Origin of the sequence: Shewanella sp. ENK2 (assembly GCF_043568515.1) — a bacterium.
Lineage (GTDB): Bacteria > Pseudomonadota > Gammaproteobacteria > Enterobacterales > Shewanellaceae > Shewanella > Shewanella japonica.
The window spans coordinates 3,902,745-3,924,274 of the sequence record NZ_CP171406.1; the positions used below are offsets into that span (position 1 = coordinate 3,902,745).

The 21,530-nt window shown below is 41.3% G+C and carries 14 protein-coding genes and 1 pseudogene; 14 read left to right on the forward strand and 1 reads right to left on the reverse strand.

The window, feature by feature from the left end:
* The first annotated feature begins 12 nt into the window (after positions 1-12).
* From bioB to ACGEDC_RS17145, 9 genes are all read left to right on the forward strand, one after another.
* The gene (gene bioB / locus ACGEDC_RS17105) at positions 13-1,065 is read left to right on the forward strand and encodes a biotin synthase BioB (RefSeq protein WP_394494650.1); all 1,053 of its coding nucleotides are present in this window, start codon (positions 13-15) and stop codon (positions 1,063-1,065) included.
* A gap of 43 nt (positions 1,066-1,108) precedes the next feature.
* On the forward strand, positions 1,109-2,227 hold the full coding sequence (locus ACGEDC_RS17110) for an aminotransferase class I/II-fold pyridoxal phosphate-dependent enzyme (RefSeq protein WP_394494652.1): 1,119 nt from the start codon (positions 1,109-1,111) through the stop codon (positions 2,225-2,227).
* Between the two features lie 53 nt (positions 2,228-2,280).
* The gene (locus tag ACGEDC_RS17115) at positions 2,281-3,054 is read left to right on the forward strand and encodes a methyltransferase domain-containing protein (protein ID WP_394494654.1); all 774 of its coding nucleotides are present in this window, start codon (positions 2,281-2,283) and stop codon (positions 3,052-3,054) included.
* Positions 3,055-3,065: 11 nt separating this feature from the next.
* Positions 3,066-3,743 (forward strand): dethiobiotin synthase, encoded by a 678-nt coding sequence (gene bioD, locus ACGEDC_RS17120; RefSeq protein WP_394494656.1) that lies wholly within the window; start codon positions 3,066-3,068, stop codon positions 3,741-3,743.
* Between the two features lie 131 nt (positions 3,744-3,874).
* Complete coding sequence (locus ACGEDC_RS17125; RefSeq protein ID WP_394494658.1) at positions 3,875-4,387, forward strand: shikimate kinase; 513 nt, start codon at positions 3,875-3,877, stop codon at positions 4,385-4,387.
* Positions 4,388-4,726: 339 nt separating this feature from the next.
* Positions 4,727-5,968 carry an efflux RND transporter periplasmic adaptor subunit gene (locus ACGEDC_RS17130; protein WP_394494660.1) on the forward strand — a complete coding sequence of 414 codons (1,242 nt, stop codon included), beginning with the start codon at positions 4,727-4,729 and terminating at the stop codon, positions 5,966-5,968.
* Entirely contained in the window at positions 5,949-9,116 is a 3,168-nt protein-coding gene (locus ACGEDC_RS17135; protein ID WP_394494662.1) for an efflux RND transporter permease subunit, read from the forward strand. Before ACGEDC_RS17130 ends, ACGEDC_RS17135 begins: the two co-directional genes overlap by 20 nt.
* Positions 9,109-10,617 (forward strand): efflux transporter outer membrane subunit, encoded by a 1,509-nt coding sequence (locus tag ACGEDC_RS17140; protein WP_282167478.1) that lies wholly within the window; start codon positions 9,109-9,111, stop codon positions 10,615-10,617. The genes ACGEDC_RS17135 and ACGEDC_RS17140 overlap by 8 nt, the downstream gene beginning before the upstream one ends.
* A 473-nt stretch (positions 10,618-11,090) precedes the next feature.
* Positions 11,091-13,328, forward strand: coding sequence for a TonB-dependent hemoglobin/transferrin/lactoferrin family receptor (locus ACGEDC_RS17145; RefSeq protein WP_394494664.1), 2,238 nt, complete (start codon positions 11,091-11,093; stop codon positions 13,326-13,328).
* A 128-nt stretch (positions 13,329-13,456) separates the two neighbouring features.
* On the opposite strand, the gene pepE is transcribed toward ACGEDC_RS17145, so the two are convergent.
* Positions 13,457-14,167, reverse strand: coding sequence for a dipeptidase PepE (pepE, locus tag ACGEDC_RS17150; protein ID WP_394494666.1), 711 nt, complete (start codon positions 14,165-14,167; stop codon positions 13,457-13,459).
* A 440-nt stretch (positions 14,168-14,607) separates the two neighbouring features.
* On the opposite strand from pepE, the gene htpX reads away from it, so the two are divergent.
* The 5 genes and pseudogenes from htpX (at position 14,608) to ACGEDC_RS17175 (ending at position 21,529) form a co-directional block, all read left to right on the forward strand.
* Positions 14,608-15,471, forward strand: coding sequence for a protease HtpX (gene htpX, locus ACGEDC_RS17155; protein WP_055026313.1), 864 nt, complete (start codon positions 14,608-14,610; stop codon positions 15,469-15,471).
* A gap of 312 nt (positions 15,472-15,783) precedes the next feature.
* On the forward strand, positions 15,784-16,119 hold the full coding sequence (gene cctA / locus ACGEDC_RS17160; RefSeq protein WP_394494669.1) for a tetraheme c-type cytochrome CctA: 336 nt from the start codon (positions 15,784-15,786) through the stop codon (positions 16,117-16,119).
* Positions 16,120-16,460: 341 nt separating this feature from the next.
* Positions 16,461-19,343, forward strand: coding sequence for a molybdopterin-dependent oxidoreductase (locus ACGEDC_RS17165; RefSeq protein WP_394494671.1), 2,883 nt, complete (start codon positions 16,461-16,463; stop codon positions 19,341-19,343).
* Positions 19,343-20,196: pseudogene (gene cobA / locus ACGEDC_RS17170) on the forward strand (uroporphyrinogen-III C-methyltransferase). The gene ACGEDC_RS17165 and the pseudogene cobA overlap by 1 nt, the downstream one beginning before the upstream one ends.
* Positions 20,189-21,529: a glycosyl transferase gene (locus ACGEDC_RS17175; protein ID WP_394494673.1), complete on the forward strand. Its 1,341-nt coding sequence runs from the start codon at positions 20,189-20,191 to the stop codon at positions 21,527-21,529. The pseudogene cobA and the gene ACGEDC_RS17175 overlap by 8 nt, the downstream one beginning before the upstream one ends.
* Position 21,530 lies beyond the last annotated feature (1 nt).

The following is a 21,530-nucleotide window of genomic DNA, read 5'->3' on the forward strand; positions in this document are numbered from 1 at the left end:
AAAGGATTAACCATGTCATCGTCAGCGATCCGTCACGATTGGAGCAAAGCAGAAATTGAAGCATTATTTGCTTTACCTATGAATGATTTACTGTTCAAAGCACACAGTATTCATCGTGAAACTTTTGATCCTAACGAAGTACAAATTAGTCGTTTATTATCGATAAAAACTGGCGCATGCCCAGAAGATTGTAAATATTGCCCTCAAAGTGCTCGTTATGATACGGGTCTTGAAAAAGAGCGTTTATTAGAGATTGAAAAGGTGTTGACTGAGGCTAAAAGTGCTAAAGCCGCTGGCGCTTCTCGTTTTTGTATGGGCGCAGCTTGGCGAAACCCACGAGAGCGTGACATGCCTTATTTAACGCAAATGGTTAAGGATGTAAAAGCATTAGGCATGGAAACCTGCATGACACTTGGTATGTTGTCAAAAGAGCAGTCAGATGAACTTGCTGATGCGGGTCTTGATTACTACAACCATAACCTAGATACATCGCCAGAATACTATGGTGATGTTATTACCACGCGTACTTACCAAAACCGTATTGATACTTTATCTAATGTACGTGCTTCAGGCATGAAAGTGTGTTCTGGCGGGATTGTTGGCATGGGCGAGAAAGCGACTGACCGTGCAGGGCTTTTACAACAGTTAGCGAATCTTGAGCAGCACCCTGATTCAGTGCCAATTAATATGTTAGTTAAGGTAGCTGGAACACCGTTTGAAAGAATTGATGATCTCGATCCACTTGAATTTGTACGCACCATCGCTGTGGCTAGGATCATTATGCCTAAATCACGAGTTCGCTTATCGGCAGGTCGTGAAAACATGACTGATGAACTGCAATCTATGTGCTTTTTTGCAGGCGCAAATTCGATATTCTATGGTTGCAAGTTATTAACGACACCGAATCCAGAAGAAAATGATGACATGACGTTATTTAAGCGTTTAGGTCTTCATCCTGAACAAGGCCCCTCTGCCAATATAGAATCTGATAGCGCTTTATTAGCTAAGGCCAATGCTAAAAAAGATAAGGCGACTAAGCAGTTCTTTGACGCTGGTGCGATTTAAGAATTTTCAAGAGAATTGTTCGTTATAAAAGCAGGCTGTATTTATGGCAAGTCATCCGTTACTCGATAAGATCAATCAGCGCATGCAACAGCTGGATCAAGATGGCTTGCTTAGAAAGCGTAATCAGACAGACGTTTCTTCACATGTGATTGACTTTAGTCACAATGACTATTTAGGTTTAGCCACTAGTGCTGAAATGATTTCCGCTTTAAATCAAGGTGCAAATCGTTATGGCGTGGGCAGCAAGGCGTCACCTTTAGTTTCAGGTTACAGTCAAGCGCATCATGATTTAGAGAAACACTTGTGTGAGGTCACAGGACATGAAGCTGGGTTATTGTTTTGCTCTGGATTCAGTGCAAATCAAGCATTACTTAAAACACTTGTTGATGGCAATGATGTCGTCATAGCGGATAAGTTAATCCACGCTTCAATGATTGACGGCGTAAAGGATTCAGGTGCAAGCCTTAAACGCTTTAAGCATAATGATTTACAGCATGCTGAGCAGTTGTTAACTCGTCATCCCGAATCAATATTACTGACCGAAAGTGTGTTTAGTATGGACGGTGACAAAGCGCCGTTAACTGAGTTAAAAGGCTTGTGCCAACAGTATAATACGTGGTTAGTTGTTGATGATGCGCATGGTTTTGGGGTATTGACTGCCAGTTCCGTTAGCCAATATTGTGATATACAAGTTGTGACTTTCGGTAAAGCATTAGGTTGTCAAGGTGCTGCGATATTAGGCAGTCAAGCTGTAATTGATTACCTGGTTGCTCAATCCCGTCACTATATATATTCAACAGCACTATCGCCTGCTAATGCGCACTTAGCACTCGCGGCAGTGAAACTCACCCAAAGTTCATCTCATCGGCTTAACTCGCTTCAAGACAATATTCACTATTTTAAGCAGGCTTGCGCGCAAGAAAAAATCGATTTAACAGAGTCTGAAACCGCTATTCAGCCCGTTATTATCGGCAGCAGTGAGCAGACTATTATGGTTGCGGAGCAATTGAGGGCGGTAGGGTTACTTGTTGGTGCGATTAGACCGCCTACCGTGCCAAAAGGTCAAGCAAGGCTTCGAATTACACTTAATACACAGCACACAAAAACACAGATAAATCAATTGGTCATGGCATTATCTAGATTAATCCATCCACAGAATTAAAATTATATTTTATACACTGCCAATTTGCAGTTATCTCCTATTTGAGAGTATCGATGACTTTTAAAAATCCAGTAGCTGAAAAGTTTTCTCAAGCGGCCAAATGTTATAAACAGCATGATGTGTTGCAAAGAAGAACAGCAGAAAAATTACTAAAGTACCAAATTTTATCTGGAGATATTGTTGATATCGGCTGTGGTCCTGGTACTGATTTTACTTTAGTTAATCCACAGCAAAATCAAATTAAGCAGGTAATGGCGGTTGATTTGTCATCGGAAATGTTAGCCATGGTGAAGCAAGATTTTCCTGATTACCATACGCTATGTGCCGATGCTGCAGCATTACCGCTTAGTGCCAATCAATTTAATGGTTTGTATTCAAACTTAGTATTGCAGTGGTGTGAAGACTTACCCGCAGTGCTAAGTGAGTTTTATCGTATATTAAAGCCAGGTGCTCATTGCTTAATTAGTATTGTGTCTGCGGGCAGTTTACCTGAATTAAGCAAATTGGGGCTGGGGCACAATGATTTTTCTCATTTTGATGACATCGTCGCTCAAGCAAATAAGCACCACTTCCAGATTGAAAACGCTGAGCATTGCAGTGAGAGTTTATATTTTACAGACTTACGCACTTTATTGTATTCCATCAAAGGAGTTGGGGCGTCAGTTAAGTCACATCAGCAAACTCAGTCTAAAGAAAAGCAAGGCTCAGTGAGTTTACGAGGCCGGCAAGACTGGCTTGCACTGACTGAGAAAGCGGAATCACTGAGAGTTGAGCAAGGTATTCCACTGACATACCAAATTACCTACTTACATTTGATTAAAAAATAAGGCGAATTGCGATGCTCTATTTTGTCACAGGTACAGACACTGATAGTGGTAAAACATTAGTTTCTTCAGCATTGCTGCATGCCGCTAATGGCTCAACCATAGGTGTAAAACCGATAGCTTCAGGTTGTGAACAAACGTCCCAAGGGCTAAGAAATAGCGACGCATTAGCGTTAATCGCTCAATCCAGTATTAAACTTGAATATTCGCAGATTAATCCTGTTTCATTTGAACCTTCCATCGCGCCACACATTGCAGCAAACGCGCAAGGGGTCAAGTTAACCGCGCAAGGGGTTGTGGAGTCATTACCTTTGGCGGCGCTATTGAGTGCAGACTTTAGCTTGATTGAAGGTGCGGGTGGTTGGCGATTACCCCTTGGCAATGGTGAATTCTTGTCAGACTCAGTGAAGCGATTACACTCTAACAACGACTTAGGAGTTATTTTGGTGGTTGGGATGAAATTAGGCTGTTTGAATCATGCATTGTTAACTCAAGAAGCTGTGGTGGCTGATGGGTTAAAGATAGCGGGTTGGGTTGCGAATCAAGTCGATCCTAACATGGCTAATCAGCAAGAAAATTTAGCCAGTTTACAGCAAATAATGTCGGCTCCATTTCTGGGCTATATTCCTCATTTAAGTCAGCCAAGTGCTGCACAGGCAGCAAAGTTTATTACACTCACTAATCTATTGTAAGTTTATAAAGTCAGTTTAATTCATCAGTTTATTGAATGAGTCTGTTGAATGAGCTTATTTTATGAGTTAATCAAAACGCCACTTAATTTTTGTTTTACGTCAATGTGATTGAACCGTTTCTAGGGTGAGATATGAACAAAGTTATTATTTTCGGTAATTCAGGCTCAGGTAAATCGACGTTGGCTTGTGCCTTAGCAAAGTGTCACCAGCTTTCTCACTTAGATTTAGACACCATTGCGTGGCAGGCATCTAATCCACCCACTCGATTACCCCTCGAACAATCTCAGCTTCATATTCAATCATTTTTAGACAAGTATACAAATTGGGTGATTGAAGGCTGCTATGCTGACTTATTAGCATTAGTCGCTCCTTTTGCTGAAGAAGCTATTTTTCTAAACCTGCCAGTTAGTGAATGTGTTGATAATGCAAAGCGACGTCCATGGGAGCCGCACAAATATCCCGACAAACAAGCGCAAGATGCTAATTTGCCGATGTTAATTGATTGGATTGGCCAATATACGACTCGGGATGATACCTTTTCACTGTCAGCGCACGAGCGTTTATATCATGACGTGAAAGCCACGAAAATGATGTTCAAATCCAATGTGAGCGCTCGCGTGTTACTCGACAATATGACTTCATAGTTTGGCCTGTCTAAAACTCAACGATATCTTTTCAATTGAGCAAGAGTTTGCGTGATTGTTCCTGTTAATAAAGAAGGTTGAATTTTGGCGATGATATATGACTTAAGCGTTAATTGGTTCTAACTAATATAAAGCGAAGTCATTAATGAGACTCGCTTCTATTTTATTTAACAGAGGTATTAGCGCGATAAGTAAAGACGATGACTATTTTTCTGCTATGTTTAATTCTAAATAAAACTCCGATTTTTCAAACATTTCCCAATCACATGTAGTAATATCTTACTAACAAAATTTAAACAATGAAGCGTCGGTTCACTACAAAAGGTTTAGGTTATAGATATGGCAAAATTTAACTCTGCAACTCGTGCGACATTTTCTTTATTCGCAGCAGTAACCTTATTAATGGGTTGTGAAACCCCAGAACCTGTTATCACACCAAAATTGGTTGTGGTTGAACAAGTGGATACGGCAACGGTGCCTTTATTCGGTAATTATGTCGGTGTAACCAAGGCATCACTCGATGTTGAGGTTAGGGCGCGTGTCGATGGTTTTGTACAGGATAAAAGCTTTATTGAAGGGAGTGCCATTAAAGAAGGCGACTTACTTTACAGTATTGATAATAGACCTTATTTGGCTGTGGTAAACCGTTTAAAAGCGAATGTGGAGTCTCAGCAGTCTGTTTTAGATAAGTCACAACGAGATGTTGAACGTTTAAAGCCTTTGTATGAGCAAGATGCTGCTAGCCAATTAGATTTTGATAATGCGATTTCGATATTGTCTCAGGCTCGTTCAAGTCTTGCAGCAAGTAAAGCAGAACTTGAAGAAGCTGAACTTGAGTTAAGTTATACCCAAATTACCTCACCAATTTCAGGATTAGTGAGCCGCTCTGAAGTTGATATCGGGGCATTGGTTGGCAGTAATGGCCAATCTTTATTGACCCGTGTTAAACAGGTTGATCCAATCTATGTGACTTTTAATATGTCAGCATTAGATTACCTCAATGCTCGCCGACGCATGACCAGTTATTCTGAGCAACAAGAAGCAGAAGCAGAAGGTAAAGCGGTTGAAGGTTTTGTCACTATCACCTTGCCTGATGACAGTGAATATCGATACTTAGGTAATGTTCGCTTTACTGACCCATCAGTAAACCCTGAAACGGGCACTTTTGAAGTGCGAGCAGAGTTACCAAACCCCAATAGAGAGCTTCTACCTGGCCAATACACCAATGTGCGCATCAAGTTGAATGAAATGAAAGATGCCATCGTGATCCCTCAAAAAGCAACGCAAGTTGAGCAAGGAGGCGTGTATGTCATGGTGGTATTACCAAATAATAAAGTCGAACGCAGATTCATTGTGATTGAACACCAAAGCCAACTAGGCGTAGTGGTTAAGAGTGGCTTAAAAGCGGGTGAATTAGTCATTGTCGAAGGCATGCATCGTGTTCGACATGGCCAACTCGCAGAGCCGTTAACTGCAGAACAATATCTAAAAAAGAAGATGCAATTGAAAAAGAGCAAGCGCTTCAGCAACAGATATTGGAACAAGAACAGGAGCAAAAATAATGGCTCAGTTTTTTGTTAATCGCCCCGTTTATGCATGCGTAATATCAATCGTTATTGTGTTGCTTGGCCTTATTTCCATGTTTCAATTGCCTATTGACCAATACCCTTATATTACGCCACCTCAGGTGAAAGTATCGGCATCTTACCCCGGTGCAACGTCTACTACCGCTGCAGAATCTGTTGCCACGCCACTTGAGCAAGAGCTCAATGGCTTACCTAACATGATTTATATGAGTTCAAAAAGTACTAATTCAGGAAGTGCCAATGTCACAATAACTTTTGATGTTGGAACCAATCCTGACTTGGCTGCTGTTGATGTTCAAAATTCGACTCAACAAGCTACAGGTAGTTTGCCAATTGATGTGCAAACGGAAGGCGTTTCAGTGTCAAAAGAAGCCTCTGTCGAATTATTAAAACTTGCGTTGACCTCAACTGATGAACGCTTTGACGAAATTTACCTCAGTAACTACGGCACAATTAACATTGAGTCTGCATTAAAACGTATTCCAGGTGTCGGTCGTGTTCGTAATACTGGTTCGCGCAGTTATTCAATGCGGGTGTGGTTACGACCTGACACTATGGCAGGCTATGGGTTAACGACTGCTGATGTTATTAGTGCAATAAAAGCGCAAAACAAAGAGTCGCCAGCTGGCACTATTGGCTCTCAGCCTAATAGTGATGCGCTGAGTATGACATTACCTATTACCGCTGCGGGCCGTATGAGTAGCGTTCCTCAGTTTAAAGAAATCATAGTAAGAGCTAATAATGATGGCTCTATCGTTCGCTTGCGGGATATTGCCGATATTGAACTTGGCTCCTCTGCTTATACATTACAATCTCAATTAAATGGCGCTAACGCGACCATTTTACAAGTGTATTTATTACCAGGAGCCAATGCGCTAGAGGTCACTAAAAACGTTAAAAAAGAAATGGCGAAACTGGCAGAAAAATTCCCTCAAGGTATGAATTGGGAAGTCTTTTTTGATGCGTCTGTCTTTATTGAAAACTCAATTGATGAAGTGGTTAAAACCCTAGTAGAAGCGCTTATTCTGGTTATCTTAGTGGTGTTTTTATTCTTACAAAATGTGCGAGCCACTTTAATTCCTGCGATTGCTGTACCTGTGTCCTTGATTGGCACATTGGCAGCAATGTTAGCTTTTGGTTTTACGATAAATACGGTGAGTTTATTAGCGCTGGTACTGGCCATTGGTATTGTGGTGGATGATGCCATTGTGGTGGTTGAAAATGTTGAGCGGTTAATGAATGAGAAGGGCTTATCATCGGTTGAGGCGACTCGCGTTGCGATGAAGGAGTTATCAGGGGCGCTGGTGGCTACGAGTCTTGTGCTGGCTGCCGTTTTTGTGCCTGTTTCATTTTTATCTGGAATCACAGGGATCATGTATCGTGAATTTGCGGTTGCGATTACGGTCGCAGTGCTGATTTCTACAGTGGTTGCCTTAACACTGTCACCTGCATTATGTGCGTTATTGTTAAAACCTGGCGATAAGCCGAGCTCTGGTTTTTTCAAGTGGATGAACGATAAACTTGATATGAGTACCACCAAATACGTATCGCTGGTGGCGTTGACAACCAAGCATGCTAAACGCAGTTATTTACTGTTTGCATTGATGGTTGGCGGGGTTTATTTCATTATGACGTCTTTACCGTCAAGTTTTATGCCTGATGAAGATCAAGGCCGCTTTTTCATTGATATGTCCTTGCCTGACGGTGCAACGGTTAATCGCTCTCAAGCTGTTCTTAAAAAAGCTGAATCTCATGTTTTAGCTCATCCCGCGGTGGCATATTCATTTACGCTAGCAGGGGAAAATAAACGTTCAGGCTCAAATCAGGCGAATGGACAATTTGAAGTTATTCTTAAACCTTGGGCTGAAAGAGCAGAGTCAGATGCTACAGTCCAAAAAGTGATGAAAGACATTCAAGGCTCACTTCAAGATATCTTAGAGGCGGACTTTAATATTTATCTTCCTTCTGCTGTTCCGGGCTTAGGTAACGGCTCAGGTGTTGAAATGGAGTTGCAAGATACATCTGGTACCAATTTTAAAGGGTTAACTGAAACAGCAGATGAACTGATAGAAGCATTAAAACTTCAACCAGAAATCGCTAAAGCTAGTTTGTCATTACAAAGTGCAATCCCACAACTGCATTTGACTGTTGATGAAGCAAAAGCGATGGCCATTGGCGTGAATGTGGCAGATATCTACAGCACGATTAAAACATTTACTGATTCATCTACCGTAAATGACTTTAATTTATTTGGCAGAGTCTACCGAGTGAAGGTTCAGGCAGAAGAGCAATATCGTCAGTTTCCAGAGCAAATTAAAGATTACTATGTACGCTCGTCATCTGGCGCTATGGTGCCCATTGGTGTGTTAGCCAAATATGAATACTCAGTAGGACCTGCGGCAGTGACCCATTATAACTTATTCAGTAGTGTCTCGATTAATGCTACGCCTGCACAAGGATATGCCTCGGGCGATGTGATTAAAGCGATTGAACGAGTAGCAAAACCAATGCTGCCAAATGAGTTTAGTTATGAATGGACTGGTATTACGTTCCAAGAAGTACAATCTGCAAATCAAACGAGTATTGCGGTCGCCTTGGCCATGTTATTTGTCTTTTTGTTTTTAGCAGCACTGTATGAAAGCTGGACAATCCCGATTGCTGTACTGCTAATTGCCCCCATTGCAATGTTGGGAGCGGCACTGGGCACCTTAGTGAGTGGTATGGAAAGTAACTTGTTTTTCCAAGTGGCCTTTATCGCCTTGATTGGTATGGCTGCTAAAAACTCAATCTTAATTGTGGAATTTGCGAATCAATTACATAAAGAGGGCAAAAGTCGAATTGATGCAGCGTTAGAGGCTGCCAATATGCGCTTTAGACCAATCTTAATGACCTCAATGGCATTTATACTTGGGGTATTACCTTTGGTTCTGTCTGTTGGTCCAGGAGCTGTGAGCAGGCAAAGCATTTCTATTCCAATTTTATGTGGAATGGTGTTTGCGACAACCATAGGTATTGTCATGGTGCCGTTATTTTTCGTCACGACAGTGGGTTGGTTTAAATCTAAAGTCTCAAATGAAACCAAGTCAAATCCTGTGCAAAAAGTGCAAAATACGGACACGAATGAGGAGGGCAATCATGCTTAAATTTTCCAGCTTATCTGCCCCGACACAAGGCTATGTTGATGGGATTAGAGTCAAAGGAAAAAGTTATCTGTCTATCCTTTTTGGGGCGAGTGTAACGTTACTGTTATCCAGTTGCGCTATGGGGCCTGACTACCAGCGGCCTGAAATTGAAGTCCCAGCTCAGTATCATGATGATTTAGCACAAGAGTTTCAAGAAAATTTGGGGCTTGCTAATTGGAAAGCGTTTTATCTTGATGAAGATTTACAAGTGCTTATCAGTCATGCGCTTGCGCAGAATCTAGACTTAGAAACTGTACGTTCAAGATTAATTGCTGCACGAAGAGAAGTCACGGTAACAGACTCAGCTTTATATCCAGCTTTTGGAATTAATGCAGATGCAGAGCGCTCTATTGATAGTGCGATTACCAATACCGATCCTGAACATGGTAACGAGTTTACTTTAGATGGCACGGTATCGTGGGAGCTAGATGTTTGGGGAGCTAACCGTCGTCGCAGTGAAGCTGAATATGCAAACTTCCTATCTGCGCAAGAAGCGTTAAATTTAGCGGTTATTAGCCTGATTAGTGATGTCGCGACTCGATACTATGAATGGTTGGATATTGAACAGCGGTATTTAATTTCTCTCAATACCGTTGAAATACGCTTAAAAGAGCGCGATCTAGCAAGACTTCGTAAACAAAATGGTGTGATTTCAGGTTTACAGGTTCGTCAGGCTGAAGTTGAGTATCAAAGTGCCAAAGTCACTTTACCTGACTTAGATTTCGAGCGTAAAGCAAAAGCTAACCAATTAAAAATACTCTTGGGTGAGTTTGACTATCCTTTAGTGCTTAAAACTCAGCAGGAGATTACAGCTTATCGCCAGTTGTTCCCGACCAGCTTTACTGTGGGGGTGCCATCTCAAATGTTATCTCAGCGCCCAGATGTTAAGGCGGCAGAGCAAGAACTTATCGCCGCTAATGCGAATGTCGGCGTGGCGAAAACTGCCTTTTTTCCACAATTTACTATAACAGGCAGTTATGGCACTGAAACCGATGATCTTAGCAGTATATTTGATAGCCAAGGTGTTACTTGGTCATTACTTGGTGGCATTACTGCGCCAATATTTAATGCCGGTCGTATCGCTGCGCAATATGACATCTCACAAGAAGCATTTAATCAAGCACACTTAAATTATCGAAGTACAGTGCTCAAGGCTTACTTTGAGGTCAATGACGCTATGAATAGTTTTCGCCGTTCAGAGTTAGCGATTGAAGCACAGCAAGAATTGGTTGAAGCGTCAAAAGAGTACACTCGCTTAGCCACTTTGCGTTATCGAAATGGAGTTTCAAGTTCTTTGGACTTGATGGATGCACAGCGCAGTTTATTTAGTGCTGAGTTAACCTTAAGCCAAGTTAAGCGTGATCGCTTATTATCGCTGATTACGCTTTACCGCTCGCTTGGCGGAGGAGTATTAACTCAAGAAGAGTTAGCCCAGATAACTGACCAAGAAAACGCTGATTAATGCTTGCTAAAGCAGGTTTAGGTAAGCATTGTCTAAACCTGTTTTATGCTAGTAAATACAGAATCATACTTTTGCTATTATATTGGCGAGCCAACGTACTCATTCCATATTTCACTCCTTATTTTACTGAAAGTGACTTTAGTCCTCTTCAATCACCATTATTGAGTCAACATTCATGGCTATTAAAGGCATGTAAACCCAAAGCTTAACTTAGATGGTGTTGCTTTGACGACTGATGTTAGATGCAAAAAGTGACAAATGTTATTTTTTAAATTAGCTCTGACTCATATTGGTAAATATTATTCTGAAAAGTTTTTACATCAATGAAACATAAGCGAAAATTCTCAATGAGTTTATTCACGATAAATGGATATTGGGATCGAGATCGCTATGTGAAAAATACTTCATGGTAGACTCCTGCGCAATTCGAGATGAGATTAATTCCTATTAAGTTTTAATTAAGGATAGCGTTGATGAAACCACTTTCAGTTAAAGTAATTAGTGCTGCAATTGCTGCTGCATTATCCCCTCAGGTTATGGCAGATACAGATGAAGTTGTATCTAAAGAAGACATTAAACAATCTATCTCTAACTTCCATGAAGTGATTGTTATCTCTGGCTCACGTGTTGAGCAAACATTAGATCAAGTTGCTGGCTCAGTTGTTGTAATTGATGAAGAAGCTATTGCTCGCAACATGAGTTCAGATTTCGCAACGCTGTTCAAAAATGAAGCCGCTGTAGATGTTAAAGGTGGCGCAGGCAAACCTAGCTCAGTGACTATTCGCGGTATCGGCGGAAACCGTGTGATGATGGTTAAAGATGGTGTTCGTGTAAATAATCAATACGCATCACCATTAGGCCCAGGTGCTGAAGGTACAGGTCGTGGCCTGACAGAAGTCGAAGGTTTAAAACAAGTTGAAGTATTAAAAGCAGCTGCATCAACGATGTATGGCTCAGATGCATTAGGTGGTGTTCTTGTAATGACCACTAAAGATGCTGATGACTATTTACGTGGTGAAGATTACTACTTCTCGGCGAATGCTGGTTACACAGGTATGAATGATGAGTACACTGTGGGTTTTACTAGTGCATTTTCTGCAGGTAATTTTGATAACTTAGTAACGTATCAACGCCGTGAAGGTGAAGAGCAGCAAAACTACGATGGTACTTTGCCTGATAGTGATCTTGTCACTGATAGCTTTATCGTAAAAAGCAAATATCACTTCAATGATGACACTAACTTACAGTTAACCGTTGATTACATGAACCAGCAATTAGATCGCTGGGAAAACAGTTTAGATAACTTAAGTTCAATTGACTACGACCGTCAAACACAGGCGTTAAATACCTCTTTGCGTCTTCGTTCGACTAAAGACCGTGGTATCCACGATAGTGTCGATTTTGTTTTGTATTACGGTAAAACAGATCAAACAGAAAAACGTGATTATTATGATGGCGCCCAAGGCGGTATTCGTGACATTACCGAGAAAAGAGATTACCAATTTGATGAGTATCGTGTTGGATTTGCAAGTACGTTTGCTAAATCATTATCGCTAACGGGTCACGATCACAATATTATTTATGGCCTTGATGTTGAACAATCAGAAATGAGCCGTCCTCGTGATTATCAAGTGATTGATGACAATGGTAGCTGGTCGCCATCTGATACGGATACATTCTCATTTGCAGATACTAAAAGCTTACGAGTTGGTGCTTTCATTCAAGATGATATTACTTTTTACGATGGTAAGTTAAATGCTATTTTAGGCTTGCGTTACGATTACTTCAGTAATACACCTGATCAACAACAAGCTGAAGATGCTGGTCGTGATCCTGCTGATTTTGAAGAGATGAGCGATGGTTTTTGGTCACCTAAGTTAGGTCTTGTGTACCATATGACCGATAACGTCAACGTATACGCTCAGTATGCGTACGGTTATAAAATGCCAACACCTGATCAAAAATGGGGTGAGCTTGAGGTTAAAGATGGCAAAATGCCATTCCCTGTATTGATTCAAGCAAACTACGATTTAGAGTCAGAATCAAGCCATACTGTTGAGATAGGGGTTCGTGGTCATCATGGTGATACACGTTACGAATTGACCACATTCTACACACAAGCCAAAGACTATATTGATTGGGAATTTGTAAATTTTGTCTTCCCTCCGTTTCCAAACCCACGTTTGGAATACCAATATGTTAACTATGACGAAGTTACCCTTTACGGTGCAGAAGCGTCATTTAGTCACTGGTTTACAAATGAAATTGAACTATGGGGTAACATTGCTTACACCCATGGTGAAGATCAAAACGGTGATTATTTAAATTCAGTTAGTCCGCTTAAAGGTAATGTCGGGATGAATTACTACACTTACCTTGCTAATAAGGAAGTGGATTTTGGCTTGACGGTTCGTTTTGCTGACAATATGGATAGAACAACTGATTTAGACATTTTACCTGGTTGGGGTGATAGCTTTAACGAAGTTTACAATACAGCAGGTTACGCAGTATTTGATATTACGGCCAATGTCATGCTTAGTGACAATTGGACATTACGTGGCGGGGTATTTAACGTATTTGACACTGAGTACATTGATTACGCTGATGTGGCTGGTCAATCTAAATTTTTAATGTCTAACTTAGGTGTGACAGAAGATAATTACACGCAACCGGGCCGTTATTTCAGTCTTAAAGTCAATTATACTTTCTAAATCGCTGAGTTAACTTAGCGGTTAAAGCGGTAAAAAGCCTTAGATTCAATATGAATTTAAGGCTTTTTTGGTTAGGTATGTTTCAATCGCAAGGTTTTATGCAGAACCTACCGAGTATTAATGAGGGATTAATCCAAGTAATGGCTTAAATCACTGCCAACAGGAATGACGACCTCTTGTTCTTTACCATGGAATAAATATGCGTCCTTTTCACCGACAAGTGAGAGAGTATCACCTTGACGCCAAAGGGCAGTGCCTTCCTGAATACCAATAACTGGCGTAATAGGATCGACAATCGTAAATTCAAGTAATCGCTGTGCTCGAGTTTCACCGTTATGACCAGGTGCTTGATAGTTGGTGTAGTGCGGATTTAGTTGAAATGGCAACAATTTTAAGCCAGTAAATGAAGCAGGCTCTACAATTGGCATATCATTTGTGGTGCGAATACTCACCCCTGTAATATTTGAGCCCGCACTCCAGCCGATATATGGCTTACCATTGCTAACTTGCTCATTTAATAAATGCACTAAGTCGTAACGGTATAACTCGTTTAATAATTGGAAAGTATTACCGCCGCCAACTAAAATTCCATCAGCATTTTTTATCGCTTGTTTTGGGTCACTGTATTGATGAATGCTACTGACTTCAATATTCAGTGGGGCTAAACCTTCGGTGACCATTGCAAGGTATTTATCATAATCGACACTCACGCCAGCGTAGGGAATAAACACCCATTTTTTTGCGTGAGTGGTAAGCGGTTTGATGAACTCAATGGCATGGGCTAAATAGGGAGTATTGCCTTCACGTGAACTGCTGAGCATTAATGCATTTACGGCCATTTCGATTTCCTTAACTGTTTAATTAATCGCTAGTTATTCTTATATTTATTGGATATTAACAAAGATTAATTACAAACCATAACCTAAGTGGATGGAAAATGATTAATGGAGGATAAATTTAAGCTTGGATTAATCTTATCTACCTAGACTTTGCGCTCTTCTTATCTCTGATAGCGATTAAGTCATAATTTAACGAAGACCATTCAGCTGAGATTAGGCTTGATGTGATATTTTCAAGAACTTGTCATTTTATGTCATTTTTTTCGATGATACCTTGAAAATAACCCAATAGGACATATTATGTCATTATGCATTGAACTATCGCCATACGCTCAATGTAAAAAGTAGAATTGGCAAAAGATTTAAACAATCATGCATGAAGACATGGTTGTACGTTATTAGAAAGTTTTAAGCGGCGTTAGTGCCAGATAGGAGTTGTAATGTTACGTATTATGTTATTGATTGGCACCAACTTAGCAATTTTGCTAGTTGCTTCGATTGTGATGTCGTTACTTGGGGTGAGTACCTCAAGCATGAGCGGGTTATTAATTTTTGCTGCCATGTTCGGTTTTGGTGGTGCATTCATCAGTTTAGCGATTTCTAAGTGGATGGCTAAAAAGACCATGGGGTGTGAAGTCATTACAACACCACGTGATAACACTGAACGTTGGTTAGTTGAAACGGTTGCCCGTCAAGCTGAGCAAGCGGGTATCAAAATGCCAGAAGTGGCGATTTACCAATCACCAGAAATGAATGCTTTTGCCACAGGCCCAAGCAAAGACAATGCATTGGTCGCGGTGAGTTCTGGTCTACTTTATGGTATGACTCAAGACGAAATTGAAGGCGTATTAGCGCACGAAGTTAGCCACGTTGCCAATGGCGACATGGTGACATTGACCTTAATTCAAGGTGTTGTTAATACCTTCGTTATTTTTGCCGCTCGTGTTGTTGCTGGCATTGTTAACAACGTCGTTGCTAATAACAGCGAAGATGGTGAAGGTTTAGGTATGTTTGCGTACATGGCCGTAGTTTTTGTCATGGACATGCTATTCGGTATTTTAGCGTCAATGATTGTGGCTTACTTCTCACGTATTCGTGAATTTAAAGCCGATGAAGGCGCAGCTAAACTTGCAGGTAAGCATAAAATGATTGCTGCATTAGAGCGTTTAAAAACAGGGCCAGAAACAGGTGCAATGCCAGCACAAATGGCTGCATTAGGTATTAATGGTAAGCGTTCAATGGCTGAATTCTTAATGAGTCACCCGCCGTTAGACAAACGCATTAGCGCACTTAAAAACAGCTAATACATTAATAAGATTGCGAAAAGGAGCCCAAGGGCTCCTTTTTTAATACTTTCTTTTTGAAATTGTGCGAGTAGAATGATGACCACTTTAATCTTGTGGTTACATCGCGTGACGCATGTTAAGGGAGAAGGTTCAATGTTAGGCTTGGGTAATTGTATTTACTGTTGCTAAATTAAGCAGTGTTAGCTAAGTTTATTGTAGAGTCAAAGTATTGAGCCAAAATATTGAGTCAAAATGTCGTGCTGATAACCGATAACTAAGAAAGCTAATTGATGATCGTTTTCTTTATTATCACAAATGGAGGGTATTATAGTGAGCAATAAAATTCTTGTGGCTTTGTTTGCAGTAGCTTTAGCTGTACTGACATTGTCAACAAACGCGTTTGCGTCAGATGAAAACTTAGCTGATTTCCATGCCGAAATGGGTGGCTGTGAAAGCTGTCACGCTGATGGTGAACCATCTGCTGATGGTGAGTATGAGTTTGAACAGTGTCAAAGCTGTCATGGCACATTAGCTGAAATGGATGATAACCATGCACCGCATGACGGCATGTTAATGTGTGCCGATTGTCACGCGCCACATGATATGAATGTGGGTGACGTACCAACTTGTGATAGTTGTCATGATGATGGTCGTTCTGCTCAGTAATTGAGCTAGTTGAACTGTGTAACAACTGATGAATAAAGCACCGTTAATGACGGTGCTTTTTTTGCTTTGATTCAAGCGCCTTAAATTGACTGATATTTGTATATCAAAAACCCACTGCATGTTCAGATACTTATAATTAAACTACCCCTAAAGAGGTATTTAAATTGCTGTATTTTCAATGGCTTGCGCTTAATTGGTGCAAAATAATGCACTTATCTAGAACAGTTTTTGGTTGAAACCTTACCCTCAAATTTAAAATATCTTTAAAATCATCACTTTGGCTATTGGCACAACTTTTGCGATGTTATTGACATAGAATTTTGTCAGTAAAAGGAAGTTGCATGTCTCATATCCGGTCTAGTATCCAAACAAGTTGTGCTTATTGTGGAGTAGGCTGTGGTGTTAGTGTTTCGCCTCTTGCAGAGGTAACGCCGCATGTTAACGATGAGCAGAAAAACTCAAAAGCAAGTGCACCCGTGTATAACCTTGAGGGTGATCTGCAACATCCAGCTAATAAAGGACAGTTATGTGCTAAAGGCGAACGTTTACTAGAAAGCTTGGTTCAGCCTAATACACTGCGTTATCCCAAACGTAAGTCAGGTAAGCCAATTGACTGGGATGTGGCGTTAACAACAATTGCAGACACTTTTACAAAGACAATTGCTGAGTTCGGGCCAGACTCTGTGGCTTTTTATTTATCAGGTCAGTTGCTAACTGAAGACTATTACGTTGCAAACAAGCTTGCTAAAGGCTTTATTGGTACAGCCAATGTAGATACCAATTCACGTTTATGCATGTCATCTGCAGTGAGTGGGCATATGCGTGCCTTTGGTGAAGATGTTGTGCCGGGCTGTTATGACGATTTTGAGCAAGCGGATGTTATTGTGTTAGTTGGGGCGAATAGCGCTTGGACTCACCCGGTTTTATTTCAACGAATGATTAAAGCGCGCGAGCAATCTGGTACAAAAATTATTGTGGTTGACCCAGCTAAAACGGCCACTTCGGCTCAAGCAGATTTTCATTTACAAATTACGCCTGGCACTGACAGTCTGTTGTTTAATGGTTTATTGCAGTTTATTTCTGAAAATGAGGCTCAAGATAAGGCGTACATTGATGAGCACACAGAAGGTTTTGATGCTGTACTTCACACCCTATCTTCACAAACTGATCTTGTTAAAACTGACCAGCTTGCATCGTCTTTAGGCTTGACGACAAGCGAATTAACACAATTTTATCAGTTGTTTATTGCCCATGAGAAAGTCATTACAGCCAGTTGTCAGGGAGTAAATCAGTCTACTTCAGGTACCGATACGACGAATGCAATCATCAATTGCCATCTCGCGCTTGGTCATATTGGTAAAGTTGGCTGCGGTTTCTTTTCTTTAACTGGTCAACCTAATGCGATGGGCGGGCGAGAAGTAGGCGGACTTGCCACACAACTTGCTTGTCATATGGGATTCTCTGCTCCTGAACGACAGTTATTAGCAGATGTATGGCAAACCGAATCCATTGCTAAAGATAAGGGGTTAACTGCAGTTGAATTATTTGATGCAATGGCTGATGGCAAAATTAAAGCCGTATGGATCATGGGAACAAACCCGTTAGTTTCATTACCGAACACTGCAAAAGTACAGCAGGCACTTGATGCTTGCCCATTTGTGGTGGTATCAGATATCACCCAAGATGCCGCAACAGCAAAACAAGCCGATATATTATTACCTGCATTAGGTTGGTCAGAAAAGTGTGGCACTGTCACTAACAGCGAACGTGTTATCACTCGTCAACGTGGCTTTATACCCGTTAAAGGCAATGCAAAACCTGATTGGTGGGCACTCGCTGAAGTCGCAAAACGAATGGGGTATAGCGCAGCATTTACATTCTCAAACAGTGCGGCTGTGTTTAAAGAGTTTGCTCAGCTTTCAAAAGCAGTAAAAGCACAATTTCCTGAAAAGCAATTTGATATCTCTGGCATGAGTGAATTAACTGATGCTGAATACGACAGGTTAGCGCCAACTCAATGGCCAGTAACAAGTGCCGCTATGCTTGGACAAACTGAGCGTCGATTATATCAAGATGGGCTATTTTCAACGCCTTCTACTAAAGCGCAGTTTATTGCAACACAGCCGCTCAAGTCAGAGTTGAGTGTCGGTCAACATCAAGTATTACTCAATAGTGGCCGCAGTCGAGATCAGTGGCATACCATGACTCGCACTGGGCACATTGCCAGTCTTAGGGCGAGTATTCCTGAGCCACTTGTCATGTTACATCCAATCAAAATTCAACAGCTTGAGTTAAATGATGGCGATTTAGTGTGTTTTGCAACGCCTGATGCTGAACGTGATCTAGTAAGTTGCGAACAGAGTACGTCGAGTGTTCAAGCTACGGCAAGGGTTGTTGCCGACGACAATCAATCTCCCGATATGGCTTTCATGTCAATGCATTGGTCTTCGCAGTTCTCCCTTGGTAAAGGAGTGAATCAAGCACTAAATAGTCAGTTAGACCCAATATCGAAGCAACCTGGCTTTAAATGCCAAGCAACAACCGTTACTAAAGTAGAGCTGGCATTACAAGGGGTTATCTTTGGCGCGCATGACCCGTTATTTACCGGCACATGTTGGAATGTTCAGCAAAGTTTGTCAGCGGGTGAGTGTTATCACATCGCTTTTGATGATGCGGAAAAAGGCTTTAATTTTCAGTCTACTAGTTACTCTTTAAAGTGGACGGTGAGCTTACTGAATAAGCAAGTAATTCATGTGCAGTGCAATATGAATCAGGGGCAACTAGTGTCGCTTAAATTGCTAAGTAAGCAGCAAGTTGAAGTCGCCTTGGAGCCGATGCACCTTCTTATCGGTGAAACAGTAGATACAGGGCTAATGAACCGATTACATCAACTGATTAAAGCTGGCAACAGTCCGCTTATTTGTGCATGTACTGGTGTCACAGAGGCCAAAATTCAGGATTCAATGCTGCAAGCGTTAGATAATTTGGTGTTTGCTCAACGGACAAGTGGTAATGAAGCGATATTGAGCCAAGGTGATTTTGAACAATCGCTTGAACAGACACAGTCAGAATTGGGTTGTGGCAAGCAATGCGGCAGTTGCCATAGTGAAGTGGTGCAATGTGCAAGTGATGTTTGGCTACTTGGTCTTGAAGATATGGCAATAGAGACTGTGGCAGTAAAAAATAAAAAACAATCCAAATCAACTCAAGAGGAGGTGGCGTGATGAGTCATTCAATCAGTCAATTAGTGAACCATAGTGTTGCTGGGAGTAATCCTTCTAATGTTACTAGCAGCGAGTTAGTTGCTGGTGAGGTTGAGATTGTTGGCGCAGGTTGTGGCCAACTTGATTTGTTGACCATTAAAGCCGCTAGAATTATTTCTCAAGCTGACGCATTAGTTTACGACAGCCTAGTAAGTAGTGATATTTTATCTCTCGTTTCAGTTGATTGTGAACGACACTTTGTCGGAAAACGTTGTGGCCAACCTAGTTATAAGCAAGATGATATTAACTCCTTGTTGGCCAAATTAGCCTTTCAAGGAAAAAAGTTGTTCGTCTAAAAGGAGGCGATCCGCATATCTTTGGTCGCGGTGCTGAAGAGTCGCTATTTTTAGCAAAAAATGGCCTGATAAGCCGATTTACACCGGGAGTAACAGCGGCATTAGGTTGCGCATCGAATACGGGTATTCCGCTTACTTTTCGAGGAACCGCACGTTCAGTCACTTTAGTGACGGGAACTAAGTTTGACCAAGCCCCAACACATTGGAAAGCATTACTCACAGCTGAGTCGACACTGGTATTTTATATGGGTAAAGAGCAGGCCAAGGCTATTTCAGCTGGGCTACTCGCTGTTGATGCGCCAGCTGATTTACCCGTTGCTTTTATCACAAATGGCGGCAGACCCAATCAATTAGTGACTTACGCCAATGTCTCAACGATGGCAGAACAAGCTGAAACAATTAAAGACTCTGGCCCGACACTGATTATTATTGGTGAAGTGGTTGCTGTTGGGCAAGAGCTAGCTGCTTTACTTGCTGATGTCAGTGCGACATCAATGGCCGAGGTCGTCAATGGTTGAACAACATTCAAAAACACAGCTTGATGCTGATGACTTTGATAACCGCAAGCTGATTAAAGCATTAGGTAAAGGCGTGAAAGGTAGCCGAAGTTTAAATTTTGCTGAGGCATCTCATCTCATTAGGGCTTTCGCTAATGGGGAGCTATCATCTACTCAAATGGCGGCTGCAATGATGCTAATGCGAGTCAGAGGTGAGTCAGTTGAGGAGCTTGCAGGCGTTGCTTCTGGGCTAAAGCAGCTTGTTGGCAAAGAATGGCAAGACCTTAATGCGGACATAGACTGGCCTGTGTATGCTGGAAAGCGAGAGCAATTACCATGGTTATTATTAGCCGCTAAAACCATCGCGCGCAAAGGCCAAACGATTATTTTACATGGTGACAGCCAGTCTCTTCCTCACCGAAGACATGTAGAGTCTTTTATTTCGGCGTTAGACATTCCACGCTGTTTTACCGCAGAGCAAGCTAAAGTTAATTTAGCAAAAACAGGGATTATTTATGTCAATTCTGCCGATATCGTTCCTGTACTCAATGATTGTCGCCGCTTGCACCAGGAGTTAGGCCTTCGTAGTTTAATTCAAATGTCAGTTCGCTGTATCAACCCTACCAATGCACCATTCAGTTTACGTAGTTATTTTCACCCAGGTTTAGATGAGCAGCACCAACAAGTCGCAATGTTACTAGCAGAGCAGCAAGCTTGCGATACTTTAGCAAAGCAACATGCCGACATTGCGATTTTTAAGGGGTTACAAGGTGAAACTGAAATCAATCCAAGAGTGAGTACAAGTGTAAAATTGCTTAGATTTGGTGCAAGTGGCGATAAGCAAACACTTGAATTGAACCATGTTGATCTTCCTACTCAGCTTGAAGCATTTGTTGGCGCTAAAGTAGGGCAGTCGGACTTGCCAGCTTATTTGCTTGCACAACTTTGGCACGGGGAAGATATTGCTGAAAGCGAACTTACAGATGGGCAATTACAACAAGCTATGGCCAGTATTACTGCGACAGTCGCATTAGTGAAAATGCTATCAACACCGAGTTTAGCAATTGACACAGCCCTAACATATGCAAGTAAAAGTTGGTTATGTAGAAATAACGTTGCTCAATTAAATAAGCTATCTATTCATAATGCTCACCAATTTGATACGTCTGAAAATGGCATTAATAATCAACAGTTAACGTGTAGTGAACACGTTGGCTGGGCTGACGAACAACAAAATGATATTCAACAAGAATTTATCTCTGGTAATTCTGATTTTAATCCTATTTGTGAAACTGCATACGATCACTCTTCATCAAGAGAGTATCAAAGTAAGCAGCGTGAAGTGAGGACTTAGT